This is a genomic window from Acidisoma sp. 7E03, from assembly GCF_054665075.1.
This window is the reverse complement of record NZ_BAAFHE010000001.1, coordinates 425897-452665: the sequence shown is the minus strand read 5'-3', so window position 1 is coordinate 452665 and position 26769 is coordinate 425897. Positions and strand designations below refer to the sequence as shown.

Genomic DNA, 26769 nt, shown 5'->3' with positions numbered 1-26769 from the left:
TGCAGAGGAAGGTCAGCATGAGCGGCAGCAGCGGGTCCAAGCCCATTCGATTGGTGGTGACAGACGTGGACGGCACGCTGGTGCGCCATGACAAGAGCCTGCATCCCGAGACGATCAAGGCGGCGCAGGAGCTGAAGGCCGCGGGCGTCACCCTGTGCCTCGTGTCCAGCCGGCCGCCCCGCGGCGTCGAGATGTTCCTGGAGCCGCTGGGCGTGACCGCCCCGCATGCCGGCTTCAATGGCGGGCAGATCGTGGCCGGGGACAATGCGACCGTCCTGGAGGAGCTGTTCATCCCGGAGGCTGCGGCGCGCGCGGCGGTGGCGCATATGACGGAGGCCGGCCTCGACGTGTGGGTCTTTGCGGAGTCGGGATGGTATGTGAAGGCGCCGATCGGCCCCTATGTGGCGCATGAGGCCGAGGTGACGCGGAATACCTATACCGTGGTCGAGGACTTCGCGCCCTATCTCGCCACCACGATCAAAATCATGTCCTCCTCGAAGGATTTCGATCTCGTCGGCAGGGTGGAGGGGGAACTGCAGCACTCCCTCGGAGACCGCGCCTCGGTCAACCGCTCCTCCAACTATTATTGCGACGTCACCCATGTGGACGCGAACAAGGGCCATGCGGCGCTCGCCCTCGCCAAGATCGTGGGTGTGACGCCCGAGGAGATGGCCTGCCTCGGGGACATGAACGTCGACGTGCCGATGCTGAAGGTGGCCGGCGTCTCCATCGCCATGGGCAATGCGGCGGAGAGCGTTAAGGCCGCCGCCCGCTACGTGACCGGCACGAATGACGAAAGCGGCTGGGCGGATGCCATCCGCCGCTACGTTCTGAAGGCGTAAGCAGAGGCCGCGACAGGCGCCAGTGGCGGTGTGACCCCGCCGATATCGACCAGCCGTAGCCCCCGGTCGATAGCGGCCCGGCCGACCGTCACTGCCAGCACCGCGCGGCCGGAGACGGCAGAGCGGGTGAGGGGGGCTGTGCCGACCATGGGTTGCCCCATGCCCGGGTGGTGGCCGGGGGTGGCTGTGCTAGGCGGGGGGGGGGGGCGCTTGGATGTGTTGTTTAAGACTTCCATGGGCCGCCTGCAGACCGTCGGCTTTGCTCGGTGACGGAGTAGGAGTGGATCTTCGTAACCGCTTAGGCGTCCCCATGGTTTGACCCAATACAGCCGACCGGCGCGTCCTGGCATCCTGAGCTTGGGTGCAGGGCTGCGATCGGAGGAGCCTCACTGCGCAAAGGTGCCAGGAGACCTTGGCAAAGTTCCTTTTAAGGCTTCTGATCGAACATAATGACGCGAATTGTCCGCCAGCAGCAGATCACGCCCCAGCAGCCCGAGGACACCTCGCCGCGGCTGTTCTCGGAGTATGCTGACCGTGCGAACATCGTCCTATTGGGCGATCCGGGCGCGGGGAAGACGCATCTCTTCCAGGAGACGGCTGCCGCCCAAAAAGCTTTGTACGTTAAAGCACGTGCCTTTTTGAATAGGCCTGCCGATCAGCTGCAAGGGCAAGCGCTCTTTATCGACGGGCTGGACGAAAGGCGTGCTGGGCGGGGCGACCGGGACACCGTAGACGCGCTGGTCGTGAAATTATTCGATGTCGCGCCGCCAAAGGTCCGAATCTCGTGCAGGGCCGCGGACTGGTTGGGGGAGAGCGATCTTGCGGCGTTCGCGCCATTCTTTGACCAGCAGGGCAGTGTTTGCGTTTTGTATCTTGAGAATCTGTCTCGCGCCGAACAGGTCGCCGTGTTGGCGGGACAGGGGGGTGGCCAGGATGAGGCTGAACGCTTTCTCGACGAAGCAGCGGAACGCGGCCTCGGCGATTTTCTGGGCAACCCGCAAAACCTCATCATGCTGCGGCGTGCGGTGCAGGCAGGCTCATGGCCAGCGACCCGTAGGGACTTATTCAGCCGCGCGACGGAGCTGATGCTCCAGGAGACCAACGAGGAACGGGCGCGTTCCGGTTGCGGGGTTTTTCGGGCCGCGGAATTGCGACGCGTTGCAGGTGCGGTCTGTGCGGCCAGGCTGATAAGCGACGTTGAGGCAATCAAGCTGACTGATCAGGATAACACACTTGACCTTCCGACCTATCGCTCCCTCGATTTATTTCCGGCGGAAAAGGTTCAAGCCGTTCTGGGCCGCCGCATCTTCGATGCCGCCTCCGAAGCGGAAACTGTTGATTATGCGCATCGCATGACAGCGGAGTTTTTGGCGGCCGAGTTTCTTGCGTCGCGTGTGCGCGAGGGCCTGCCGCTTGGTCGCATATCGGCTTTAATGGGGGTGGATGGCCACCCCGCACCGGAATTGAGGGGACTTCACGCATGGCTCGCGGTGCATTTGCCTGAGCACGCCGACGAGCTCATCGAAGCCGATCCTTATGGTGTTGTGACCTACGGCGACGCTGCCTCGCTTTCGGCTTCGTCCTGCCGTGTTCTTGTCCGGGCGCTGGATCGGTTGTCACGAGAGAACCCTTGGTTTCGGGCAGGCAATTGGCAAGCGCTACCAATTGGGGCGCTCGCCCGAGCTGACATGGTCAGTGAATTCAGGGCCATCCTCAGCAATCCCAATTCAGGCTTCGGAGTACGGTCAGTCGTTGTTGACGCGCTCGCGCTTGGTCCGGCGTTGCCGGCGATGCTGCCCGATCTCGAAACAATCCTCGCGCGAGAGGCCTCGCCGTTTGCCGAACGGACAGGTGCCCTGAGCGCGCTGTTCGGTCTCGGCGCCGACGGGAAGGCTGCCATCCAGCGCGTCTTCGCGGCTCAACTCGGCGATTCTGTCGACGCTCTCAGGCTTCGGACGACAATCATTCGAACGTTGTACGGCGACCCCTATGGATCGGACGATGTAATCAAGCTCGTCGCATCTTCGAATGACATCGAAGCTACGCACCTTCACGCGTCTCTTCATGTTTTGGCGGAAGTGCTTCCGGAGGAGGATCTTCCCACGATCCTTGATGGCATCGAAGTGATCGATATAGAAGAGAAGGCCGGTAATGGTCGTTGGCATGCCGCACCGTTTTATGCACGTATACTTGAGCGCGCTTGGACAAATCTGGGAGCGGTCAACGCCTCGCGCGTTCTAGCGTGGTTACACAAGCGTCTCGCATTCCAACGTGGATATCGTGGAAGTCAGGACGGTAATTTGCGAGCGGCGATGGACGCAAATCCAGACCTCTTGCGCGCCGTTGCACTCGAGTTTTTTTGCTCTGTCCCGATAGATCGCGATCACAGGTATGCCTTTCATAGGTTTCGCGAAGCGACTTTGTTTGCGCTGAAGGCCGGGGCATTGGCCGAAGTAGCGATGCAAGCGTTTGAGGCTGCGGACAAAGGAAGCGATCGGCGGCTGTTTCTCTATGAAGTGGCAATGTCGTTGTCCTACCAAATGTCGTCTCCGCAAGGTGATCTGCTCTTCGACGATCTCTACCAGCGCGCCGAAGACGAGCTCGGGCTGGGTGCGGTGCGGGATGCGACTACGGTTGCGATACTCCCGCCCAACTTTTTTTCACATCGTTCGCCGCGAGTTGAGGAACGAGGTGGTGGCCGCGCGCGGCAGCGTGAGGAGTTCGACCAGGACATTGATCTAATCCGCCGTGGTCGCCATCTCGGCTGGCTCGCACATTTAGCCGGAATCTACTTCGGGCTTTACCCTGATACGGATCACCGTGTGTCTCCGCGCGACCGGCTTTCGGCTTGGCTAGGTGAGCACCGCGTTAACGACGCTGTGGAAGCGCTAGTCGCAGCGCTAGCGCGCAACGATCTGCCAAGCTTCGAAGGCGTCATGAGGCTTACAGCTGAGAGCAAGCATTTTGATTGGTGGTATGCACTCGTGGCGGCCTTAAACGAACGCTGGGCTGCAGGTCAAGGGCTGCCTATTTTGTTGGACGACTTTTTCAAAGGGATTCTGGTCTTCGATATCACCAATCCGATCTTTGTATCGGAGGGAAATACAGAGCGCCTGATGATTCATCCGTGGCGTGAGGCATTGATGGAACGACGTCCCGAACTCGTTCGGGACGCCTATCTGGCGGTTGCTCAATTACGCTTATCGCACAACGGACACTTCGTCGACGGCTTGCGTGAGATTCTGAATGAAGCCGCTTTCGAGCCTTATCGGCAGGCGATCGTCGTCGATCTGCTTCAGCAATTCCCGAATGCAGTTCCGCCGAGGCTTGCCGATCTATTGAATGCGGTTGTCGCGATGCCTGAGGCGCATCGTAGTTTTCTGCAATTGGCCGGCCCAGTCATATCTGGCGAAGTGCCAATCGATCAGCGGCAGCGTGACCTTTGGCTGGTGACTGCCTATGTGGCCGCGCCTTGGCAATTTGAACAAAATGTGGAGCAGCGAGCGACTGCACATCCGCCCCTTGTCTTTGATCTGCGCAATGCAACTGGGTTCGCGCGCCGGGGTCAGTCCGCGCATGGCCTACCCCTGCCGATGCTCGAATTTATGGCGCGGCTGACGGGGAGGCTGTTTCCCGATGCGCCCTTTCCAAACGGGGGCGCCTGGGGCGACACCAATCCTTGGGACGCATCGGAGTATTTTCGTGCGCTGGTCAACATGATCTCGGCTATGTCCAGTTCTGCGGCCACCGACGCCCTCCAGCGGCTCAAATCAGACCCGCGCCTTGCTTCCTATAAACCTCATTTGCTTTATGCGCTCGCTAATCAGCTCCAGCGCCGTAGAGAGGTCGACTACTATCGGCCCAACTGGCAGCAAACTATCTCTACCCTCGCCAACCGTGCGCCGGCAACAGTGGCCGATCTCCATGCGTTGCTCGTCGATCATTTGCGTGATCAATCTCATCGCATTGCCAGAGCCAATACAGACATTTTCAAACGATTTTGGAATGTCGATTCTCACGCGAGGCCGACGGACCCACGGCCGGAGGAAACGTGCCGGGATGACCTGATCACTTTATTGAGGCCGGTTTTGAGCCCGCTGGGACTGACTATAGAACCGGAAGGGCACATGGTAGCCGATAAGCGCGCCGATATTTCGGTCGCGATGCCAAACCGTAAGATCCTTTGCGAATTAAAACGTGCCTATCACGCTGAAGTATGGACGGCGATTGAGGGACAGCTCGAGCGTTTCTACGCGCACGATCCCGAAGCCAAAGGATTTGGCGTGTATGTTGTGTTTTGGTTCGGGACACAACGTGCAAAACAGATACCTGCGCCACCGAATGGAATGCATAGACCGACGAAACCTGCCGAGATGGAAGCTATGCTGCAATCGCTTCTGCCCGAGGACATGCGCAAGCGATTGAGCGTGGTTGCTATCGACGTGTCGGGTGACGTCTGACGCTCCGGACACGCGCGTGCACAAAGGCGAGCTATCGCTAGTCGTCGCCACCTTCGCTCACAAATCCGAATGGCTCTCTTCAATTATGTGTCCGCTTTTGAGAAGTGATCTTAGTTGCAGTTCTCAGCGACAGCTCCCTAATCCACCCCACCCGCAACCGAAACGTCTTCCTAAACCAAGCTCTCCACCACACGCGCGAGGAAGGCGTCTCCGGCGGCGAGTTCGTCGCGCGTGATGAACTCGTCCGGCTTATGGGCGCGGGTGATCGAGCCGGGGCCGCAGACCACCGAAGGCAGGCCGAGGATCTCGCGGAACAGCCCGGCTTCGGTGCCGAAATCGAGCTTCGGGAAGGTGGGGGCGGCGCCCGCCTGGGCGGCGAGGGCGACGGCCGGTGAGGTTTCGGGTTCGGCGAGACCCGGATAGAGGTTGGTGACGGCAATCGTGATGGCGCCGCCACGCTGCTCCGCAATGGCCTGCGCCCGCGCGCGCAGCCGGTCCAGCAGCGCCGCATGATCCTCCCCGGCGGGAAAGCGGATTTCGAAAGCGAACTCCGCCGCAGCCGGTACGATGTTGAGCGCGGTGCCGCCCTGGATGGTGCCGACCTGGGCGGTGGCGTGGGGCACGGCATAGGCTTCGTCCCGCAGCCCGTGCGCCGTGAGCCAGGCGGCGAGCGCATCGACCTCGGCGACCATGGCGGCCGCCATGCCGATGGCGTTCACCCCGAGGCCCGGATTGGCCGAATGCGCCGCCCGCCCGGCGAGCGTGACGCGGGCCGCGAGCTTGCCCTTGTGGCCGGTCGCGATGACGAGACCGGTCGGCTCGCCGACGATGCAGGCAGCGGCCCGGAAACTCTCCCGCTTCAAAGCGTCCAGCATCGGCCGCACGCCGACGCAGCCGATCTCCTCGTCATGCGAGACGAGGAGATGCAGCGGGCGGGTGAGGGGCTGCCGGCTCGCATGCTCCGCGGCCGTCACCATGGTGGCGAGGAAGCCCTTCATGTCCACCGCGCCGCGTCCGTGGAGCCGGCCGTCCCGCTCGGTGAGGTGGAAGGGATCGCTGGTCCAGGCCTGGCCCGCGACGGGCACGACATCCGCATGCGCCGAGAGCACCACCCCATCCGGCCCCTCCGGCCCCAGAACTGCCCAAAGGTTGACCCGCTGCGCATCCGTTCCGGGCATCACGCGGACCCGCGCGCCGAGACCCGTGAGCCTCTGCCGCAGCCAATCCATGAGATCGAGATTGGGCGCCCCCGCGAGGGTGGGGAAAGAGACGAGGCGGTCCAAGGTATCGAGGGTGCTGCTCATGCGGGCGCTTTACCATGGCGCGGCGGCAGGCCAAGGGCAGAAAGACCCTTTCGCGCGCCATGTCGGGAGCGCATGCTCAGGTTGGAACGTTTTTTGCGTGAGACTTCGCCATGCGACCCAATCAGACATTTTCCCCAAGCGATGGCGCGGCAGGCGCCCTTCCCATGACCAAGGTGGAGGCCCCTCCGAAGCTGCGCCCCGCCCGCAAGCCACGCGGCTTCTGGGAGCGCGCCTTGACGCCGCGTGCGGCCATCTCGCGCCGGGCGAGCATCACGGCCGGCATCAGCGTCTGGATCGTCGTCCTCGCCGTCTGGTCGGGTCTCACCTATGGCGGCGTGATGCCGGACATCTTCCTGCCCTCGCCATCCGCGGTGATCGCCCGCACCGTCAGCATGATCGGGGACGGCACGCTGTGGCCCAATATGTGGGCCTCCATCCAGGTCATCCTGCTCGGCTTCATCATCTCCTCCGTCGTCGCCGTGCCGCTCGGCCTGCTCATGGGCACCTTCCGCATCGTGCAGGCGGCGCTGGAGCCGCTGGTGAATTTCATCCGCTACCTGCCCGTCACCGCCTTCGTGCCGCTCTTCATCCTGTGGATCGGCCTCGGCCTGTCGCAGCGCGTCTCCATCATCATCTTCGGCACCTTCTTCCAGCAGCTGGTGATGATCATGGATGTGGTGCGCGGCGTGCCGGAGGATATGCTCAACGCCTCCTACACCCTCGGCGCCTCGCGGCGGGACGTGCTGACCCACGTCATCCTGCCCGCCGCCAAGCCCGGCATCATCGACACTCTGCGCATCACCATGGGCTGGGCCTGGACCTATCTCGTCGTCGCCGAACTCGTCGCCGCCGACAGCGGCCTCGGCTACATCAGCATGCAGGCGATGCGCGGCTTCCAGGTGGACAAGATCTTCATGGCAATCGGCATCATCGGCATCCTCGGCCTCATCACCGACAGCTGCTTCCGCTTCATCCGCGCGCGTTTCGCAGGGTGGGCGGCATGAGCGCGTCGATCATGGGGGACACCCTTCTCGAAGCCCGCTCGGTCGAGCTGCGCTACAGCAGCGGCGGCAATTCCGTCCTCGCCCTCGACCATGTCTCGCTCGACGTGCGGGAGAAGGAGTTCGCCGTCATCGTCGGGCCCTCGGGCTGCGGCAAGTCGAGCCTGCTGTATCTCGCGGCCGGGCTGCTGGACAGCACGGGCGGCGAGATCGTGGTGGCGGGGGACGAGGTGACGGGCCCGGGCCGGGACCGCGGCATGGTCTTCCAGGCCTATACGCTGTTCCCCTGGCTCACGGTCGCCGAGAATGTCGAATTCGGACTCAAGCGCCGCAAGATTCCGGTGCGTGAGCGGCAGGAGACGGTCGCCTACTACCTCAACGAAGTGGGGCTGTCGCAATTCGCGCAGCATTATCCGAAGCAGCTTTCGGGCGGGATGAAGCAGCGCGTGGCGATTGCGCGCGCGCTCGCCAACGACCCCAAGATCCTTCTGATGGACGAGCCCTTCGGCGCGCTCGACAGCCAGACGCGGGCGACCATGCAGAAGCTGCTGCTGCGGGTTTGGGAGCACAGCCACAAGACGGTGCTCTTCGTGACGCATGACATCGACGAGGCGATCATCCTCGGCGACCGCGTGCATGTGATGACGGCGCGGCCCGGGCGGATGAAGGCGGTGGTGGATATCGAGATTCCGCGCCCGCGCTCGCTCGACATGATGCTCGATCCCGACTTCATCGCCATCAAGCGGCAGATCCTCGGCCTGCTGCATGACGAAATCGACGAAGACCACTGAGCGGCCAGGGATCGATCAACCGAGATGAGCCGCGATCCGCGCTACGACATCCTGTTCCAGCCCGTCAAGATCGGGCCGGTGACGGCGAAGAACCGCTTCTTTCAGGTGCCGCATTGCAATGGCATGGGCTATCGCGACCCCTCCGCGCTCGCCACCATGCGGGCGATCAAGGCGGAGGGCGGATGGGGCGTCGTCTGCACCGAGCAGGCGGAGATCCATCCGAGTGCCGAGATCTGCCCCTTCATCGAGCTGCGCATCTGGGACGATCAGGACCTGCCGGCGCTCGCCCGTATGGCGGGTTCGGTGCATGAATATGGTGCGCTCGCCGGCTTGCAGCTGTGCCACAACGGGATGAATGCGCCGAACCTCTATTCGCGTGAGATCCCGATGGGGCCTGCGCATCTGCCGGTCGCCAGCATCTTCAACGATCCGGTGCAGGCGCGGGCGATGGACAAGGCCGATATCGCCGATCTGCGCCGCTGGCACCGCGAAGCGGCACTCCGCGCCAAGCGCGCCGACTATGACGTGGTCTACGTCTATGCCGGCAAGCTCTTCGGCGGGCCGATGTTCTTCCTCTCCCGCCGCTACAACACGCGGACCGATGAATATGGCGGCAGCCTGGAAAACCGGGCGCGCCTGCTGCGTGAACTGATCGAGGATGTGCGTGACGTGGTGGGCGACCGTTGCGCCGTCGCCTGCCGCATTTCGGTGGACGAGCTGATCGGCGAGGAAGGCTTCCACGCTGCCGAGGCGCGCGACCTGATCGCCCATATGGGTGAGCTGCCGGATCTCTGGGATCTCACCCTCTCCTCCTGGGACAATGACAGCCAGACCTCGCGCTTCGCCGAGGAAGCCTATCAGGAACCCTACGTCACCGGCATCAAGCAGTTGACGACGAAACCGGTGGTCGGCGTCGGCCGCTTCACCTCGCCCGACACGATGGTGCGGATGGTGAAAAGCGGCGTGCTGGACTTCATCGGCGCCGCTCGCCCTTCCATCGCCGATCCCTTCCTGCCGAAGAAGATCGAGGAAGGCCGGATCGAAGACATTCGCGAATGCATCGGCTGCAACATCTGCGTCTCGGGCGATCACACGGCTTCGATTATCCGCTGCACGCAGAACCCGTCCATGGGCGAGGAATGGCGGCGCGGCTGGCACCCCGAACGTATTCGGCCGCGCAGCTCCGAGAACACCGTGCTCGTGGTGGGCGCCGGCCCGGCCGGGCTCGAAGCGGCGATGATGCTCGGCCGCCGCGGTTACGAGGTGGCACTTGCCGAGCGTGGCACCAGCTTGGGCGGGCGTGTCGCGCGGGAGCGGCTGCTGCCGGGCCTCGCCGCCTGGGGGCGTGTCGCGGACTACCGCCTGGGCCAGATCAACGCCATGGCCAATGTCACCCTCTACAGGGACAGCGCGCTGACGGCGGAGGACATCCTCGACATGGGCTTCTCCCATGTGGCCATCGCAACCGGCGCGCGCTGGCGGCGCGATACCGTGGCACGGCATGTGGTGACGCCGATGCCGATCGCGCCCGAGACGGATGTGCTGACACCGGATGACCTGATGGACGGGCGGCGCCCCTCCGGCCGCTCGGTACTGATCTATGATGACGATCACTACGTCATGGCGAACGTCCTGGCCGAGTTGCTGGTGCGGGAAGGCTACCGTGTGACCTATGTCACGCCCGCCGCCGAAGTCGCCACCTGGACGCGCAATACCATGGAGCAGCACCGCATCCAGGCGCGGCTGCTGGAGATTGGTGTGACGATCCTGCCGCATCGCATCCTGACGGCGGCGGAGAAGGGGGGCGTCACGCTTGCCTGCACCTTCACCGGGCGCACCGAGCCGCGGGAGGCGGAGAGCCTGCTGCTGGTCACCGCGCGCCTGCCCGAAACCGCGCTCCATGACGCGGTGATGGCCCGCCGCGGCGCGTGGGAGGCCGCGGGCCTGCTGAGCGTGACGCTGATCGGCGATGCGCTGGCCCCCGGCACCATCGCCGCCGCAACCTGGAGCGGCCGCCGCTATGCCGAGGAGCTGGAGGCACCGCGCCTCCCCGGTCCGGTGCCTTTCCGTCGCGAGGTCGCCGAGCTTCTTCCTTTCAACGTGCGTCAGATCGTCGACGCCACGCTGCCTGCCGCCTGAACCTGAAACACCAAGGAGAGACCTGAATGAAGACCTTCAAATGGCGTGGCCTCGCGGGCGCGGCCCTCGGCCTCGTGCTCGCCGCGGGTGCGACCCTCGGCACCGCCCGGCCTGCGGAAGCCGGCAAGCTCAGCCTCTCCATGACGGTGTGGGTGGGCTATGGCCCGATGTTCCTGGCGCGCGACATGGGTTTCTTCAAGAAGCGCGGCCTCGATGTCGATCTGAAGATCGTAAGCGATTCCGCGCTTTCCATGGGCGCGATGGCGGCGGGCCAGATTCAGGGCACGGCGGTGACGCTGGACGAGATCCTGAAATACCGCTCGCCGGAATTCTGCTTCAAGGCGGTGATGGCGCTGGATGACAGCCATGGCGCCGACGGCATGGTGGCAGGCAAGGACGTCACCAGCATCGCGCAGCTGAAGGGCAAGAAGGTCGCGCTGAACGAGGGCTCAACCAGCCAGTTCTGGTTCAACTATCTGCTGGCCCAGCAGGGCATGACGCAGAGCGACTTCAAGGTGGTGAACATGACGGCGGATGATGCCGCCGCCGCCTTCATCGCCGGCCGCGTGCCGGCCGCGGTGACCTGGGAGCCGAACCTCTCCTTCGTCAAGGAACACGACAAGGGCAAGGTGCTGGTCAGCTCCGCCGCGACCCCGGGCGTGATCCTCGATGTGCTGGCGCTGCGCTGTGACACCATCAAGAACGATCCGCAGGACGTGCAGGCGCTGGTCGACGGCATCCTCGAAGCGGTCGACTACACCAAGGCGCATCCGCAGGAAGCCTATGCCGACATGGCCAAGAGCGTCGGCGGCTATCTGTCGAAGCCGTCGGACTTCGCAGCGGCCGCAGCCGGCGTGAACTTCTATACGGCGGCGATGAACAAGTCCTATTTCGGCACCGTGCAGCAGCCGGGTCCGGCGGCGGGCGTGATCAAGCTCGGCCTCGAGATCTGGGGCAAGCTATCCAAGATCAAGATGCCGATCACTTATGCGGACGTGATCGATCCGAGCTTCATCGACAAGTAAGCCGTCTCGCAGGTCCAAAAATGAAAACGCCGGAGGGTGACCTCCGGCGTTTTTCGTCTCAGCCGATTGAGCTTGGGTCCTGCTGGCCTCCGGCTCGATGGGCAGTCGGGTGCTCAGCCCTTCGCGCGGCTGCGGAAGCTGCGCGGCGCGCCACCTTCCGCGGCCTTGCCGTAGCGCGGCTTTCGGGCCGCGAAGTCCGGCCGGTCGCCGTCCCGCCGGGGCGGGCGCGTACGCTGGAAGTCCCCGCGCGGACGGAAACCGTCCTGCGCCGCCGGCGGGCCATCGGCCTGCTCGATGCGGATTTCGTTTTCGCCGGCATCGCGCAGCGCCGCGTTGAAATCCTCCACCGCGTCCGCCTTGATCTGGAAGCGCGTCTCGTGATCGGTGATGCGGATGGCGCCGACTTCACGCTTGCTCACGCCGCCGAGGCGGCAGATGAGCGGCAACAGCCACTTGGGATCGGCCTTCTTGCTGCGGCCGACGCTGGTGCGGAACCACACCATCGGCTCGCCCTCGTTTTCGTAGAAGGCCGGGCGCGGCGTGCGTTCGCTGCGCTCGCCGCCACGCTCGAAGCGCTCGCCGCGGGTGCGGTCGCGCTCCTTGTAGCCGCGCGGCTCGGCCGCCCGCGTTTCTTCGAAGCCCGGCCGCGCGCCGTCGATCTCGCAGGGCGCGGGGAAGGACTGGCGACGGAGGCGGATGAAGGCGGCGGCCAGCGCCTCGGCGCCGTAGCGCTCGGCCATCTGATAGGCGAGGGCGGCATCCTCGTCCGAGGTCGGCTCGGCGATGATGGCATCGTTCAGAATGCGCGCCCGATCCTGTTCGCGGATTTCCTCGGCGGAGGGCGCCGTGCTCCAGCGCGCCTGCAGGCCGGCGGTCGCGAGCAGCATCTCGGCCTTGCGGCGGCGGCTGTGCGGCACCAGCAGCACGGAAATGCCCTTGCGCCCGGCGCGGCCGGTGCGGCCGGAGCGGTGCAGCAGCGTCTCCTTGTTCGTCGGCAGATCGGCATGGATGACGAGGCCCAGCTCCGGCAGGTCGATGCCGCGGGCGGCGACGTCGGTCGCAACGCAGACGCGGGCACGGCCTTCACGCACGGCGGCGAGGGCGTTGTTGCGTTCCTGCTGGGACAGCTCGCCCGAGAGGGCAACGCTGGTGAAGCCGCGCCGGGTCAGCGCCTCGGCCAGGCTGCGCACGCCGTCGCGCCGGGCGCAGAAGATGATGGTGGGCGCGTCGATCAGACGCAGCGTGTTGACGACCGCCGCTTCCGTCTCGTGCCCATTGATCTTCATGGCACGGTATTCGATGTCGGCATGCGGCTGCCGCCGGTCCACCGTGTCGATGCGCAGCGCGTCGCGCTGATAGCGGCGGGCGAGCTGGGCGATGTCCCGCGCGATGGTCGCCGAGAAGAGCAGGGTGCGACGCTCGGCCGGGGCCGCGTCGAGAATGAATTCCAGCTCCTCGCGGAAGCCGAGGTCGAGCATCTCGTCGGCCTCGTCCAGCACCACGACTCGGAGGGCGGAGGGGTCGAGCTGGCCGCGTTCCAGGTGATCCTTCAGACGGCCGGGCGTGCCCACGACGATGTGAGCGCCGCGCGACAGGGCGCGGGCTTCGCTGCGTGCATCCATGCCGCCGACGCAGGCGACGACCCGTGCCTGGGCTTCGGCATAGAGCCAGGTCAGTTCGGCATGCACCTGCTGGGCGAGTTCGCGCGTTGGCGCGATGATGAGGGCGAGGGGGGCCGCGGCGGGGGGCAGGCGCTCCTCCCCGGCAAAGAGGCTGTCGGCGAAAGCGAGGCCGTAGGCAACGGTCTTGCCCGAGCCGGTCTGGGCGGACACCAGGAGGTCGCGGCCGGTCTCGGCGGCCAGGATCTCGGCCTGGACGGGGGTCGGTTCGGCATAGCCGCGCGCTTCAAGGGCCTGCGCCAGAGCGGCGTGGGGGGTCGGAAAGGGCATATTCGATCGGGGATCCACGAAAGGGTGGCCGCTCCATAGCGCAAAGCCTTCCCCATTCGCGACCTTTTCCGGAACAAGGGAGGGGTGCGTCCGGCAACGGGCGCTTCCGACCCTGGGGCCATTCCGGAGACGGGGGGTTGGCGGCGCTGCGGCAAAAGGATTACGAGAATGGTCATGTTGAAATTCCGGCTCTGCCTGACCCTGGGGGGTGCGTGATGTCTGCCGCCGCCCCATCGGCCCCGCCGCCGTCCGCCACGGCGGGCGAGGTGGCCCATTTGTCCTTCGAGGAAGCGCTCGCCGAACTCGAGCGGATCGTCCGCGGCCTCGAAAGCGGCCAGCAGAAGCTCGAAGAGGCGATCGCGGCCTTCGAGCGCGGCAGCCGCCTCCGCGCCCATTGCGAAGCGAAGCTCGCCGAAGCCGAGACACGCATCCAGGCGATCGTGGAGCGGGCCGATGGCGCGCTCGCGACCCGGCCGGTCGACTAACGGTTATGAACAGAGTGGGACTCGGATGAACGCAGTGAGCGAGCAGGCAGCGAAGCTTGCCGACGTCATGAAGAAGCGGGCGCAGGAGGTCGAACATGCGATCGACGTTCTCCTGCCCCTGCCGGACGGGCAGGAAAAGCGGCTGATCGAGGCCATGCGCTATGCCGTGCTCGGCGGCGGCAAGCGGTTGCGCGGCTTCCTGGTGATGGAAGTGGCGAGCCTGTTCTCGGTGGCACCCGCCTGCGCCGCGCGTGTCGCGGCCTCGGTCGAGATGCTGCACGCCTATTCACTCGTGCATGACGATCTCCCGGCGATGGACGACGACGATCTGCGCCGGGGCCAGCCCTCCTGTCACAAAGCCTTCGACGAGGCGACGGCGATCCTCGCCGGCGATGCCCTCCTGACCCGCGCCTTCGAGGTGCTGGCCGACGTGGATACGCATTCCGATGCCCAAGCCCGCTGCGAGCTCGTGGCCGCTCTTGGCATGGCGGCCGGCGCCCGCGGCATGGTCGGCGGCCAGATGATCGACATGGTCTCCGAAGGGCGCGAGCTCAGCGGCGCCGAGGTGACGCGCCTGCAGGCGCTCAAGACCGGCCGGCTGATCCAATACAGTGCGGAGGCCGGCGCCATCCTCGGCCGCGCCGCCCCGCAGCAGCGCCATCTCATCGCGGCCTTCGGCCGGGATCTCGGTGCGGCCTTCCAGATTGCCGACGACATCCTTGATACCGAAGGCACCGAAGCCGAGATTGGCAAGACGGTGGGCAAGGACGCCGCCGCCAACAAGGCGACGATGGTCTCCATCATGGGTCTGGAACAGGCCCGCGCCCATGCCGCCATGCTGGCGGAACAGGCCGCCAATTTCCTCGCGAGTTTCGGCGAGCGGGCACAGAATCTGATCGCCCTCACCGAGTTCGTGGTCTCGAGACGGAGCTGAGCCCATGCCCCCGCACACCCCTCTTCTCGACCGCGTGCGCTACCCGGCCGATCTGCGCAATTTCTCGGCCGAACAGCTCGCCGAACTGGCGGAGGAACTGCGCTCCGAGGTCGTGGACACGGTTTCCGTCACCGGTGGCCATCTCGGTTCCGCGCTTGGCGTCATCGAACTGACGGTCGCGATCCATGCCGTCTTCGACACGCCGCGGGACCGGCTCATCTGGGATGTCGGCCATCAGGCCTATCCTCACAAGATTTTGACCGGCCGTCGTGACCGTATCCGCACGCTGCGCCAGCCGGGCGGCCTCTCGGGCTTCACCCGCCGGTCCGAGAGCGAATACGACCCCTTCGGCGCCGCCCATTCCTCGACCTCGATCTCCGCAGGGCTCGGTATGGCGGTGGCGCGGGACCTCCAGAACCCGGACAGCGACCAGCAGGTCATCTGCGTCATCGGCGACGGGTCGATGAGCGCCGGCATGGCCTATGAGGCGATGAACAATGCCGGGTCGATGAAGAGCCGGCTCGTCGTCATCCTCAACGACAACGACATGTCGATCGCGCCGCCCGTGGGCGCGATGAGCGCCTATCTGTCGCGCCTGATCTCCTCGCGCTCCTTCATGAATCTGCGTGACCTCGCGGCTAAGATGGCCAAGCGCTTCCCGCGCTCGATCGAGCGGACGGCCAAGCGCGCCGAGGAATATGCCCGCGGCATCCTGACGGGCGGCACGCTCTTCGAGGAACTCGGCTTCTACTACGTGGGCCCGATCGACGGCCACAACATGGACCATCTGCTGCCGGTGCTGCGCAATCTGCGCGATGCCGAGGAAAGCGGCCCGGTGCTGCTGCATGTCGTGACGCAGAAGGGCAAGGGCTATGCCCCGGCCGAGGCGAGCCCCGACAAGTATCACGGCGTCACGCGCTTCAACGTGGTGACGGGCGAGCAGGGCAAGGCGCCGCCCGGGCCTCCGAGCTACACCAAGGTCTTCGCCAAGGCGCTGATCGCCGAGGCCGAGCAGGACCCCTCGATCGTCACCGTGACGGCCGCCATGCCCTCCGGCACCGGGCTCGATGCCTTCGCCAAGAAGTTCCCGAACCGGACCTTCGACGTCGGCATCGCCGAGCAGCATGCCGTGACCTTCGCGGCCGGCATGGCGACGGAAGGGATGAAGCCCTTCGTCGCCATCTACTCGACCTTCCTGCAGCGCGCCTACGACCAGGTGGTGCACGACGTCGCCATCCAGAACCTGCCGGTGCGGTTCGCCATGGATCGCGCCGGCATGGTGGGCGCCGATGGCCATACCCATGCGGGCGTTTACGACCTGTGTTTCATGGGCTGTCTGCCCGGCATGGTGGTGATGGCGCCGGCCGACGAGCTGGAGCTGATGCATGCGGTCGCCACCGCCACCGCACGGAATGACGGCCCCACCGCCTTCCGCTATCCGCGTGGCGAAGGCCTCGGCCTCGATCTGCCGGAGCGCGGCTCGGTGCTCGAACTCGGCCGCGGCCGGGTGATGCGGGAAGGCTCCAAGGTCGCCATCCTGGCGCTCGGCCCGCGCCTCTATGAGGCGATGAAGGCGGCGGACGAACTGGCCGCACGCGGCCTCAGCACGACGGTGGCCGATGCGCGCTTCATGAAACCGCTCGACACAGGGCTCATCCAGCAGCTCGCGAAACATCATGAAGTCATCATCACCATCGAGGACAACGTCTCTGGTGGCTTCGGCTCGGCCGTGCTGCACTACATGGCGGTATCCGGCCTGCTCGATCGTGGAGTGAAGATGCGTCCCATGGTGATCCCCGACCGGCTGATCGACCACAACACGCCGGCCGGCCAGTCTATCGACGCCAAGCTGACGGCCAAGGATATCGTGGACACGGCACTGTCTGCCCTCGGCGTCGCGGAGACGACGAGCGCGCAGGTGCGCGCCTGATGTCTGCGCCGGTCGTCGACCAGACCCGTCTGTTCCGGAACGCCCTCGGCGCCTTCGCCACAGGGGTGACGGTGATCACGACGCTGTCACCCGAGGGGGCTGACGTCGGCGTCACCGCCAACAGCTTCAACTCGGTCTCGCTTGATCCGCCGATGATCCTGTGGAGCATCGGCAAGACCTCCTCGAGCCTCGCGGCCTTCATGGCGGCCGAGCGTTTTGCCGTGCACGTTCTGTCAGCGGAGCAGGAGGCACTGTCCGGGCGCTTCGCCAAATCCGGCACGGACAAGTTCGCCGGCCTCTCCGTCTCCCGCGGCATCGGCGACGTGCCCTTGCTCGAGGGCTGCGCCGCCCGCTTCCAATGCCGCATCGCCTTCCGTCACGAGGCGGGCGACCACTACATTCTGGTCGGCGAGGTCGAGGCTTTCGACCATGATGGCCATGCCCCGCTGGCCTTCCATAGCGGCCGCTACGGCATGTTCATCCGCAACGAAGCGCCGGCGCCGAGCGACGGCGAGGTGGCGCCGCCGCTGCTGACGGAGCTTCTGGTTCGCGCCGAGGATGCGCTGCTCCGCCGCGTGGAGGGCGCGATGGGCGAGGCGGGCCTATCGCTTGCCGAATACGAGGTGCTGCGCAGCCTGGTCGACCTGCCGCTGAGCCTCGAAGAGCTCGAGGAATGGGCGGGCCCGGCCCAGGAGATTTCGACCGTCGTCCTCGTCGAGGATCTGTCCGAGCGTGGCCTTCTGGATGCGCCGGAGGACGGCAAGGTCTCGCTCACCGAAGCCGGACGCGAGGCCCTGGCCCGAGGCACCGCGGAGATCGCGGCGATCGAACAGACCGCGACGGGTGGCCTCACCCCGCGTGAAGCAGCCCTGCTGCGGCGCCTCCTGGCGCGGATCGCCGCGACCGAAGAAGACTGACGTCGCGACACCTCTCTGCGTGGCAAGACACGACCCCGGGGCAGTGCCCCGGGGTTTTTCGTGTCAGTTGGCCGAGAGCTTCAGATTGAGCGCGGCCTGGGTCGCGTTCAGATCGGAGCCGAGCAAGCCGCCGACGGCCACCGGCTTGTCCGGGGTCGCCGTGAGCGTCAGGCTTTTCGGATCGGCCATGAACGCACCGACCACTTGGCCGGCATCCGGCTGATCGGGCACCACCGCGGAGGCGAAGAACGACATGGCGACGCGAGCGCCGCTGGTCACGTCCGCCAGGCTCTGGTTGGACTGCTTCGCCATCATGGCGAGAATTTTCTGCACGAGGCTGTCGTTCGTGAAGGTGATGGCCGCGTGGCCGATCGTCATCTTGCCGATCAGGGCGAAGACCGCGGCCGGATCGTTCTGGGTCGGCAGGCTGAGCGGCACGCTGCCGAACTGACCGGTGATCGAGAGGCTGGCGAGCCCCTCCGCCCTGAGCAGGAAGTGATCGAGCGTCGAATCGCCGGTTGTCCGGTTGAAGCTTCCGGACTCTTCCAGGTTCAGGACCAGGGTCTTGATGCCCAGCGGGTCCAGAACTTCCTGCAAGTAGGCACTGATGGCCGCGGGGACGCTGAGGCTCTGCAGCGAAATCTTGGCATCGAGCGGGTTGCCGGCGCTGATGGTCTCCTTCAGTGCGCCGAGGGAGACCGTGTTCCCGTCCGGCAGCTTGACCGAGACCTTGGTGACGCTCATGCCGCCAAGTGTGACCGCGCCCTTCTGCGCGGCGATGATCCAGTCTGCGGTGTCGAGCGGGGTGTCGCCGGTCAGGAAGCCACTCGCATCGAAATTCGAGACCTGGAACTCTCCGACGTGAACCTCGGCCATGTCGGGATCGGTCATCGACCAGTCGCTGAGCGTGACATTGGCGAGCTTGCCCGCTTGGTAGCCGGTCACGGAGAACTGTCCGAGGCCACCTTGGCTCTTGGTCCGCGGGTCCGAGAAGGTGAAGCCGGTGATGGAGGCCGAGCCGAGGGACACGGCTTGGGCCGCATCCCTGCGGAAGGCGTCGGTCTGGGTATTCTTGCCGGTGGGAGACAGGGCGAAGGGACGGGCGGCAAAATTGTCCACCGCCGCATGCATCACCGCGCCGTTGCCGGAATTGCTCTTGCTGGTGAAGCCGCTGATCTCGGCATGGCCGATCAGGGGCCGCAGCCCGGTCCAACTCGGCGCATCGGCAGTGTAGCGGCCGGTGTCGAAGACCCGGTCAAGACCATCGAGATCGACCTGTTGGACCGCTACGGAGGCGACGCGATCGCCCGCGCGATTGGCGAAGTCCCGCCCGCTGGCCGCGGCGAGCTTGCCTTGGTCGTAGCCCGTGGCGGAGATGGCGGCGATGCTGTCGCCGGCATCATCCGAAATGTCCTGCGCTTCGATCGAGCCTGCCGACAGCAAGGTTGCCTGCCCCGGGATCTGCATCCAGAGCGGCGTCGTCGGCGGAGCAGGCTGGCCGGGCGCCAGCATCGCGAGTTTCGTCACGACGGCGAAGCCGACCGAGACGCGGCGGCCCTGCCGCCAGGCATCCAGACCGGTCACGTGCACCGAGTCCGCCTGCAGCGGGTTCTGATCCGTGCCTTGGCCGGAGAGGTGATGCAGCACGATGCGATGGATGGAGAGGAACGGATGGCCGCTCTGGGTGACGGAGAGTCCGCTCAGGCGCAGCGTCCGGGTGAAGACGTTGTAGCTCAGGTCGTCGTAATGGCCCTGCGTCCCGGGGGGGAGAGAGGCCAGGGTCTGATCGATCCGCACGTGGGCCTCGTGCTGGCCCCAGAGCTGGGCCCCACCGGCCAAGGCCGCCAGCAGTACGATGGCGGAGGGCACGGCGATCTGAACTTTCGACAGTCTCACGTGAAGCCCCTTCTTCTGACTCCCGCTCCTTCTCATCTGCCCAGGAGGACGACGCAAGAGGGCCGGGACACCCCGGCGAGGGAGGGAAGATGGCCCGCAGCAGGGGGACGATCCGCATCGGCATTTCTGGCTGGTCCTACGCACCGTGGCGCGGGGTCTTCTATCCCGAGGGTCTGCGGCAGAAGGACGAGCTTGCCTACGCTGCGCGGCAGGTCGGTTCGATCGAGATCAACGGCACTTTCTACAGCCAGCAAAAACCCGAAAGTTTCATGCACTGGGCTGCAGCCGTGCCAGAGAGTTTCGTCTTCGCAGTGAAGGCGCCGCGCTTCCTCACCCACATTCGGCGGCTCACGGATATCGAGGTGCCTCTTGCCAACTTCCTCGCGGGCGGGCTGCTCTCCCTCGGTCCCAAGCTCGGTCCCATCCTGTGGCAACTGCCCGAACGTTTCCGCTTTGACCCCGACCGCTTTTCACGGTTTTTTGACCTTTTGCCGATGGATACCGAGGCGGCAGCGCGGCTTGCCCGTCGGCACGATCAGCGTCTCAAGGGCCGGCCCGTGCTGGAGGTGGGTGTGCGGCGGCCGCTGCGCCATGCGATCGAGATCCGGCACGAGAGTTTCCGCGACCCGCGTTTCGTGGCGATGCTGCGCGAGCGCGGCATTGCCATGGTCTGCGCCGATACCGTCAGTTGGCCGCGGCTGATGGATGCGACGGCGGACTTCATGTACTGCCGGCTGCACGGGTCCGAGGTCCTCTATGCGAGCGGCTATGACGACCAGGCGCTGGATGATTGGGCCAGGCGCATCCGCGCCTGGGCGGAGGGGCGGGAGCCCCGCGATGCGGAACGTGTCGGGCCGCCCGGCGCGAAGGTCCCGCGCGACGTCTATGTCTATTTTGACAACGACATGAAGGTTCGCGCGCCGGTTGACGCGCGCAGCTTGATGCACCGGCTGAAGTTGGCGCGGAGCGGGGAGGATGGCGCGGGAAATCCCGTTTGATTCCTCTAGCCTTCCCTGTCCTTGTCCGGTTAGCAGGATCGGGCAGCGGAAGGGGCAAGAGGATGGCGTTGAGGAGCGTGGCGGCTGAGGCACCTCCGGTCGCGGTGGCGCAACCCCGCGCGGCGCTGCTGGCCGGCGCCGTCGGCAATGTTCTGGAATGGTACGATTTCGGCGCCTACGGCTTCTTCGCTGCCATTTTCGGCCAAAACTTCTTTCCGAATACGAATCATATTGTCTCGCTGATGTCCGCCTTCGGCGTCTTCGCTGCGGCTTTTTTCATGCGGCCGCTCGGCGGCTTCGTCTTTGGCCACATCGCCGATCGGCTGGGCCGCACGCGCGCCCTGACCGTCTCTTCCCTGCTGATGGCGGCAGCGACCTTCCTGATCGGCTGTCTTCCGACCTATGCCACGGCAGGCATCGCCGCGCCGCTGCTGCTGGTGCTGCTCCGGCTTCTGCAGGGCCTCTCCGTCGGCGGCGAATATTCCGCCTCCATCACCTATCTGGCGGAAGCGAGCCAGCCGCACCGTCGCGGGCTCACGAGCAGCCTGGCTGCCGCGGGCGCAACCTTGGGCATTCTCCTGGGCTCCTGTCTGGGCATGCTGGTGACACGCCTCATGCCCGCGGATGCCGTGGCCGCCTGGGGCTGGCGCATGCCCTTCCTGCTCGGCATCGTGCTCGGCGGCTTCACTTTCTGGCTACGCCGCCGGACGCTCGTCCAGGAAGAACCGCAGGCGCGGGCACCCGGCTTTCCGCTGGTGGAGGCGCTGCGGTCAGACTGGCGGGGCATGCTGCGCGGCTTCGTCCTGAGTGCTGCGATGCTCGCCTATTTCTACATCCTCTTCGTCTATTTCGTGACCTTCGCGAGCCAGGTGGATGGGTTGCCCGGCCCCACCGTCTTCACCATCAACACCCTGTCGCTGGTCCTCTGCCTGGTCCTGATGCCGATCTTTAGCCATCTCTCCGATCGCATCGGCCGGCGCCAGGTGATGGTGGCGGGCTTTCTCGGCCTCGCGCTCTTCACTTGGCCGCTGTTCCGTCTCTTCTCCAGTCATCATGTCGAGCTGAAGGTGATGGCCGGTCAGGCCGCCATGGCGGCGCTGCTGATGGTGATTGCGGCACCGCTTCCCGCGGCGCTGGCGGAGAGCATGCGGGGCGCGGCGCGATGCTCCGCCGTCGCCGTGAGCTACAATCTGGGAGCGGCCCTCGGCGGCGGTCTCTCACCCTTGATCGCGGCGGCGCTCGTCGATCCGCATGCGCGGCATCCCATGGCACCGGCGCTCTACCTGACAGCTTGGGCGGTGCTGGCGCTGGCCGCTGCCGTCACTCTGCCACGCGAGAGAGTCGCGGGATCGTTGCGTTAGCGGAGGGTCGCCAGCCAGTCGATCAGCATCTGCTGCAGCCCCGTCGCCATGATCTGCACGCCGATGCAGAGCAGAAGCAAGGCGACGATGCGCTTGATCGCGCGGGAACCCGTGGGGCCGAGCGCCCTGCCGATGACGTCTGAGTAGCGAAACAGCACCGCGCTCAGCAGGCAGTTGGCGGCCGCCGCCAGCGACACGCCGAGCATATAGGCGAGATCGAGCCCGGGCGTCGGCCGCGTGGCGCCGAGGGTGATCGAAACCGAGATCGAGCCGGGGCCGACCGTCAGCGGCATGGTGAGCGGGAAGAAGGTGAAGTCGGCGAGGCCCGGCGTCGGGCCGGCGGCACGGGCGGCGGCGGCCTGCCGGGCTTCCACGCGGTTGGCCTCGCTCGACGCTTCCTGCAGCAGGAGGCGCCAGCCGGTAGCGACGACGACGCTGCCGCCCGCGACCTTGAGCGCCGGCAGGGTCACGCCGAAGAAGTGCAGAACCGGCGTGCCGGCCCAGAGAGCCGCGAGCAGCAGCACGAGGGAGAAGAGACCGAGGAGCTTCGCCATCATCCGCCGCTCGGCGGGCGTGCGGTCGCCCGTCATCTGGCTGTAGATGACGACGTTGCCGATCGGGTCGATGATCGAAAAGAGGGCGGGAAAGCCGAGCAGCAGGCCGCGCGTGAAGTCCGATGTCATCGCCGCGCCCTCATCCTCGCGCCGCCTGGATGACCGGCAGCAGCAGAGCCTCCGCGCCGGCCGCCATGATCTGGACGCCGATGCAGAGCAGCAGCAGCGCGAAGAGCCGGGTGATGACACGGGCGCCGGTGCGGCCGAGGATCGTGGTCAGTCGGTCGGCGAAGCGTAGCAGGCCCCAGATGGTCAGCGCCATGGCCAGGCCCGCGGCCGAGAGGGTGAAGAGATAGGGCAGGGCGCCCGTCGCCGGCCGCGCGGCGCTGAGCCCGATGCAGACGGAAATTGCCCCCGGCCCCACGGAAAAGGGGATGCTCATTGGAAAGAAGGCGATGTCCGTGACCCGCGGCGCGGTTTCGGTGCGGCCGTCGGACCGCGCCTGGCTTTCCTTCTCCGCTTCGCGCTGCTGCGGCGCATGCAACAAACGCCAGGCACCGAAGACGATGATGAATCCACCGGCCACCTTCAGCGCGCCGAGGGAGATGCCGAAGAAATTCAGCACGTAGGAAACGGCCCAGAGGGCGAAGAGCAGCAGCAGGAAGGAATAGAGGCCGACATGCAGCGCGAGCCGCCGCCGCTCGGCCAAGGGCCGGTCCGCCGTGATCTGGGCGAAGATCATGGCATTCACGATCGGATTGACGATCGCGAAGAGCGCCGAAAAGGCGAGCAGGAAGGTATGAACGAAGCCGGAGACGGGGTTGGGCGGAAGCGTCATGCGCGCGTGGACATGTCCGTGGGGTCTCGTTTCGCATCAAGGGCCGGAGCCTGGCGCCGGTCAAGGTAACGGAGGGCGGCCGGGCGACGAATCTTGCCAAGGCGGTGGCTTTGACGGTTCCCTGCCGCAACGGTCTCGGCAGAGTCTTTTGGAGGAATGCGCGTGCTGATGGGTTTGGTTCACTGGCTGTGCCTTCTGCCCACCACGGTCGCCGTGCTGGTTGCGGTCCTCGGCTCGGCCGCGCTCTCGATCGCGGGTCTGCTCGTCGCGCACCGGGTGATTCCGCATCCGTTGCGGAGCGCGCACAATGATCTTGCCGGCTTCGTGCTCGCGATCATCGGTGTGATCTACGCAGTGCTGCTCGCTTTCATCGCGGTCGCGGTATGGGAGAGCTACACGGACGCCGGCAATCTCGTGCAGACCGAGGCCGACATGGTGGACGATCTCTACCGTGACACGATCAGCCTGCCGCCCGATCTGGCGCAGAAGCTGCGGCAGGATCTCTACGACTATACCGAAACGGTGGTGGAGAAGGAATGGCCCCGCATGGAAGCCGCCATGCCGTCTCATCTCCATGGCTGGCGCGTGCTGGACGACGTGCACCTCAAGCTCGTTGCCTTCGAGCCGCACAACCCGTCCCAGGTGAACGCGCAGAGCGCGATGCTGCAGACCTTGCGGAAGCTTTACGACGTGCGCCGTGGACGGTTCCATGCCGCGGAGGATGGCTTGCCGGCGGTCGTGTGGTGGAACCTCACCGTCGGTGCCGTGCTGCTGGTGGCCTTCAGCTGCCTCTTCGGCGCGCCACGGTTGCGCATGCATGCGGTGATGGTGGGTATGCTCGGCGCCTCGATCGGCCTCGTGCTCGTGGTCATCGTCCTGCTCGACAATCCCTTCCTCGGCACCAGCCACGTCTCGGTCGAGCCCTTCGAGGCGCTGACCCAGGCGGTGCAGACGATGGACTATCCGAAGCCCGGGGAGTGATCAGGTCACGAAACACCGATATCGATAGGATATCGCCATGCGCGCTCTGTCGGTGAGATGCGGCACATCTCTTCGTCGTGGCGCAACCACGGGTGGATGGCCGGGTCAAGTCCGGCCATGACTATGTTGGAAGGGATCTCGTCGGAACCCAGCAGACATCAAAGCGGTTCAAGCTTTGGCAGAGTCGCGTTCAAAGTCGTCATGCCCGGCCTTGAGCTGGGCATCCATGGGTTGGGGTGCCGAGACAAGGATCTTCGGCTCAACCCAATCAGCCTCATGGCCGCCTAGCCCTGTCCAGGACGTCACGATAGCCATTCGATAGGAGGATCCAAGTGGGACGCAGCTACGTCTTGTTGGCCTCTACCCGCCCCATCTCCTCGCGCGGCAGGTGGCAGCGGATGGCGTGATCGCCGCGGTGCTGGATGAGGTCTGGCTCCGTCGTCTCGCAGATCGCGCCTATTTTGCGTGGGCAGCGGGTATGGAAGACGCAGCCCGACGGCGGTTTCATCGCGCTCGGGATTTCGCCCGACAGGCGCAGGCTGCTGCCAGCCTCCTCCTCGGCGGAGGCGGCAAGCAGGCTCTCGGTGTAGGGATGGTGCGGCCCGCTGAAGACCTCTTCGGCGGGTCCGATCTCCATCAGCCTGCCCAGATAGAGCACGGCGATCCGGTCCGAAATGTAGCGCACCACCCGTAGATCGTGGCTGACGAAGAGGTAGCTCACCCCCTGATCCGCCTGCAGGTCCGCCAGCAGGTTGAGGATGGCCGCCTGGACCGAAACGTCGAGCGCCGAGGTCGGCTCGTCGCAGACGACGATGCGCGGGTCGCCAGCGAAGGCGCGGGCGATGGCGACGCGCTGCTTGAGACCACCGGAGAGCTGGCGCGGGCGCATGGGCAGGTAGCGCTCGGCGAGGCGGATATGCCCGATCAGCGTGCGCAGGCGGGTGCCGAGGGCTTCCCCCCGATAGCCGCCAAGCTTTTTCATCGGCCGGCTGATGATGCGGCGGATGGTCTGGCTGCGGTTGAGCGCGGCATCCGGGTTCTGAAAGACGATTTGCAGCGCCTCCAACTCCGCCGGCTGCCGGCGTGTCGCGCTCCCCGCGAGGCTTTCGCCCGAAAGCTCGATCACACCGCCAGGGTCAGGCGGCGTCAGGCCCATGATGAGCTTGGCAAGCGTCGTCTTGCCCGAGCCGGATTCCCCGACGAGGCCGAGGGTCTCGCCCGGCCAGATCTCGATCGAGACGTCTCGCAGCGCGTAGACCGGCATGTGGGAACCGAAGGTCTTGCTGATTCCGGCCGCGCGGATGACGGGACGCATCGCCGCCATCTTGCGTGCGCGCGCGGCGGGGGCAGGCGGCGTCGCGCGCGGCAGGTCGGGCGCCTGCTCGTGAAAATGGCAGCGGCTGACCCGGCCGGGCGCGACCGGGATGAGCGGCGGTTCCTCCACCCGGCAGATATCCTGCGCCAAGCCGCAGCGCGGGGCAAAGACGCACCCGGTCACTCCGGCAAGACTAGTGGGCAGGAAGCCCGGGATGGTGTCCAGCCGCGCCGCGTGCTTGGAGATGCCCGGCTGCGGCAGGCAGCGCAGCAGGCCGACTGTATAGGGGTGGCGGGGGGCGGCGAAGATTTCTCGCGTCGGGCCTTCCTCCACCAGGGTGCCGGCATAGAGCACGCCGACGCGGGCGCACATGCGGCGGATGACGCCGAGGTTGTGGCCGATGAAGAGAACGGAACTGCCGAGCTCCGCACGCAACGCCTCGATCAGGTCGAGCACCTCGGCTTCCACCGTCGCGTCCAGCGCCGTGGTGGGCTCGTCCAGAATGAGCAGCGTCGGGTCCACCGCGAGCGCCATGGCGATGACGACCCGTTGCAGCATGCCGCCCGAGAGCTGGTGCGGATAGCGCGTCATCACCCGCCCGGCATCCACGATGCGTACGCGCTCCAGGATGGCGCGCGCGCGGTCCATCCGCTCGGCCGCCGGCACGCCGGCAATCTCGAAGACTTCGGCGACCTGCTGGCCGATGCGGATGGACGGGTTCAGCGCCCGCCCCGGATCTTGATAGACCATGGAGAGGTTGCGCGCGCGGAAGCGGCGCAGCGCCTCGCCCTGCATGGCGAGCGCATCCTGCCCGCCGATCGCGATGGCGCCGCCGCGCACGCGGCCGTTGGAAGGCAGGTAGCGGGCGACCGCGAGGGCGACCGTCGATTTGCCGCAACCGGACTCGCCGACAAGGCCAAAGGTCTCGCCCCGACCGATGGTGAAGGACAGGCCGCGGATCACCTGCCGGTCGCGCCCGCGCACGCGATAGGCGATGTCGAGGTCCTGCACGCTGAGCGCGGCCTCGCTGCCGTCTTGCATGGGCATGG

At 65.9% G+C, this 26769-nt stretch carries 20 protein-coding genes; 13 read left to right on the top strand and 7 right to left on the bottom strand.

Annotation, left to right across the window (positions count from 1 at the left end; genetic code table 11):
- The first annotated feature begins 17 nt into the window (after positions 1–17).
- A complete protein-coding gene (locus ACYQ6W_RS02140; RefSeq protein ID WP_459673284.1) occupies positions 18–842 on the top strand; it encodes a Cof-type HAD-IIB family hydrolase in 825 nt (274 codons plus the stop codon).
- On the opposite strand, the gene ACYQ6W_RS02135 is transcribed toward ACYQ6W_RS02140, so the two are convergent.
- Positions 824–991: a hypothetical protein gene (locus tag ACYQ6W_RS02135; protein ID WP_459673283.1), complete on the bottom strand. Its 168-nt coding sequence runs from the start codon at positions 989–991 to the stop codon at positions 824–826. The two genes, ACYQ6W_RS02140 and ACYQ6W_RS02135, sit on opposite strands and share 19 nt — an antisense overlap.
- Before the next feature lie 300 nt (positions 992–1291).
- Between ACYQ6W_RS02135 and ACYQ6W_RS02130 the strand changes: the two genes are divergently transcribed.
- Positions 1292–5302, top strand: a complete 4011-nt coding sequence (locus ACYQ6W_RS02130) for an NACHT domain-containing protein (protein WP_459673282.1) — start codon at positions 1292–1294, stop codon at positions 5300–5302.
- Between the two features lie 170 nt (positions 5303–5472).
- Here ACYQ6W_RS02130 and argE read toward each other — a convergent pair whose 3' ends face one another.
- Positions 5473–6606 (bottom strand): acetylornithine deacetylase, encoded by a 1134-nt coding sequence (gene argE, locus ACYQ6W_RS02125; RefSeq protein ID WP_459673281.1) that lies wholly within the window; start codon positions 6604–6606, stop codon positions 5473–5475.
- A gap of 164 nt (positions 6607–6770) precedes the next feature.
- On the opposite strand from argE, the gene ACYQ6W_RS02120 reads away from it, so the two are divergent.
- Genes ACYQ6W_RS02120 through ACYQ6W_RS02105 form a run of 4 tightly spaced genes read left to right on the top strand, consistent with a single transcriptional unit; the run spans position 6771 to position 11562 of the window.
- Positions 6771–7610 (top strand): ABC transporter permease, encoded by an 840-nt coding sequence (locus tag ACYQ6W_RS02120; RefSeq protein WP_459673280.1) that lies wholly within the window; start codon positions 6771–6773, stop codon positions 7608–7610.
- Positions 7607–8398: an ABC transporter ATP-binding protein gene (locus tag ACYQ6W_RS02115; protein WP_459673279.1), complete on the top strand. Its 792-nt coding sequence runs from the start codon at positions 7607–7609 to the stop codon at positions 8396–8398. Before ACYQ6W_RS02120 ends, ACYQ6W_RS02115 begins: the two co-directional genes overlap by 4 nt.
- A gap of 24 nt (positions 8399–8422) precedes the next feature.
- On the top strand, positions 8423–10537 hold the full coding sequence (locus ACYQ6W_RS02110; protein WP_459673277.1) for an oxidoreductase: 2115 nt from the start codon (positions 8423–8425) through the stop codon (positions 10535–10537).
- A 26-nt stretch (positions 10538–10563) separates the two neighbouring features.
- A complete protein-coding gene (locus ACYQ6W_RS02105; protein ID WP_459673276.1) occupies positions 10564–11562 on the top strand; it encodes an ABC transporter substrate-binding protein in 999 nt (332 codons plus the stop codon).
- 113 nt (positions 11563–11675) lie between these two features.
- Here the strand turns inward: ACYQ6W_RS02105 and ACYQ6W_RS02100 are convergent, their stop codons facing one another.
- The gene (locus ACYQ6W_RS02100; RefSeq protein WP_459673275.1) at positions 11676–13511 is read right to left on the bottom strand and encodes a DEAD/DEAH box helicase; all 1836 of its coding nucleotides are present in this window, start codon (positions 13509–13511) and stop codon (positions 11676–11678) included.
- A gap of 215 nt (positions 13512–13726) precedes the next feature.
- On the opposite strand from ACYQ6W_RS02100, the gene ACYQ6W_RS02095 reads away from it, so the two are divergent.
- From ACYQ6W_RS02095 to ACYQ6W_RS02080, 4 genes are read left to right on the top strand one after another with little or no spacing between them, the layout of a single operon-like run.
- Positions 13727–13996: an exodeoxyribonuclease VII small subunit gene (locus tag ACYQ6W_RS02095; RefSeq protein WP_459673273.1), complete on the top strand. Its 270-nt coding sequence runs from the start codon at positions 13727–13729 to the stop codon at positions 13994–13996.
- A 25-nt stretch (positions 13997–14021) separates the two neighbouring features.
- Complete coding sequence (locus ACYQ6W_RS02090; protein WP_459673272.1) at positions 14022–14930, top strand: polyprenyl synthetase family protein; 909 nt, start codon at positions 14022–14024, stop codon at positions 14928–14930.
- Between the two features lie 4 nt (positions 14931–14934).
- Positions 14935–16860, top strand: coding sequence for a 1-deoxy-D-xylulose-5-phosphate synthase (gene dxs / locus ACYQ6W_RS02085; protein ID WP_459673270.1), 1926 nt, complete (start codon positions 14935–14937; stop codon positions 16858–16860).
- Complete coding sequence (locus tag ACYQ6W_RS02080; protein WP_459673269.1) at positions 16860–17777, top strand: flavin reductase; 918 nt, start codon at positions 16860–16862, stop codon at positions 17775–17777. The genes dxs and ACYQ6W_RS02080 overlap by 1 nt, the downstream gene beginning before the upstream one ends.
- Before the next feature lie 63 nt (positions 17778–17840).
- Here ACYQ6W_RS02080 and ACYQ6W_RS02075 read toward each other — a convergent pair whose 3' ends face one another.
- Positions 17841–19673 (bottom strand): hypothetical protein, encoded by a 1833-nt coding sequence (locus ACYQ6W_RS02075; RefSeq protein WP_459673268.1) that lies wholly within the window; start codon positions 19671–19673, stop codon positions 17841–17843.
- An 89-nt stretch (positions 19674–19762) separates the two neighbouring features.
- Between ACYQ6W_RS02075 and ACYQ6W_RS02070 the strand changes: the two genes are divergently transcribed.
- On the top strand, positions 19763–20671 hold the full coding sequence (locus tag ACYQ6W_RS02070) for a DUF72 domain-containing protein (protein ID WP_459673267.1): 909 nt from the start codon (positions 19763–19765) through the stop codon (positions 20669–20671).
- A 62-nt stretch (positions 20672–20733) separates the two neighbouring features.
- Complete coding sequence (locus tag ACYQ6W_RS02065; protein WP_459673266.1) at positions 20734–22032, top strand: MFS transporter; 1299 nt, start codon at positions 20734–20736, stop codon at positions 22030–22032.
- Here the strand turns inward: ACYQ6W_RS02065 and ACYQ6W_RS02060 are convergent.
- On the bottom strand, positions 22029–22715 hold the full coding sequence (locus ACYQ6W_RS02060) for a MarC family protein (protein ID WP_459673265.1): 687 nt from the start codon (positions 22713–22715) through the stop codon (positions 22029–22031). The genes ACYQ6W_RS02065 and ACYQ6W_RS02060 overlap by 4 nt on opposite strands.
- Before the next feature lie 10 nt (positions 22716–22725).
- Positions 22726–23424, bottom strand: coding sequence for a MarC family protein (locus ACYQ6W_RS02055; protein WP_459673263.1), 699 nt, complete (start codon positions 23422–23424; stop codon positions 22726–22728).
- A gap of 168 nt (positions 23425–23592) precedes the next feature.
- Here ACYQ6W_RS02055 and ACYQ6W_RS02050 point away from each other — a divergent pair, with 168 nt between their 5' ends.
- Positions 23593–24405 carry a bestrophin-like domain gene (locus ACYQ6W_RS02050; protein WP_459673262.1) on the top strand — a complete coding sequence of 271 codons (813 nt, stop codon included), beginning with the start codon at positions 23593–23595 and terminating at the stop codon, positions 24403–24405.
- Between the two features lie 343 nt (positions 24406–24748).
- On the opposite strand, the gene ACYQ6W_RS02045 is transcribed toward ACYQ6W_RS02050, so the two are convergent.
- The gene (locus ACYQ6W_RS02045; RefSeq protein WP_459673261.1) at positions 24749–26767 is read right to left on the bottom strand and encodes an ABC transporter ATP-binding protein; all 2019 of its coding nucleotides are present in this window, start codon (positions 26765–26767) and stop codon (positions 24749–24751) included.
- Positions 26768–26769 lie beyond the last annotated feature (2 nt).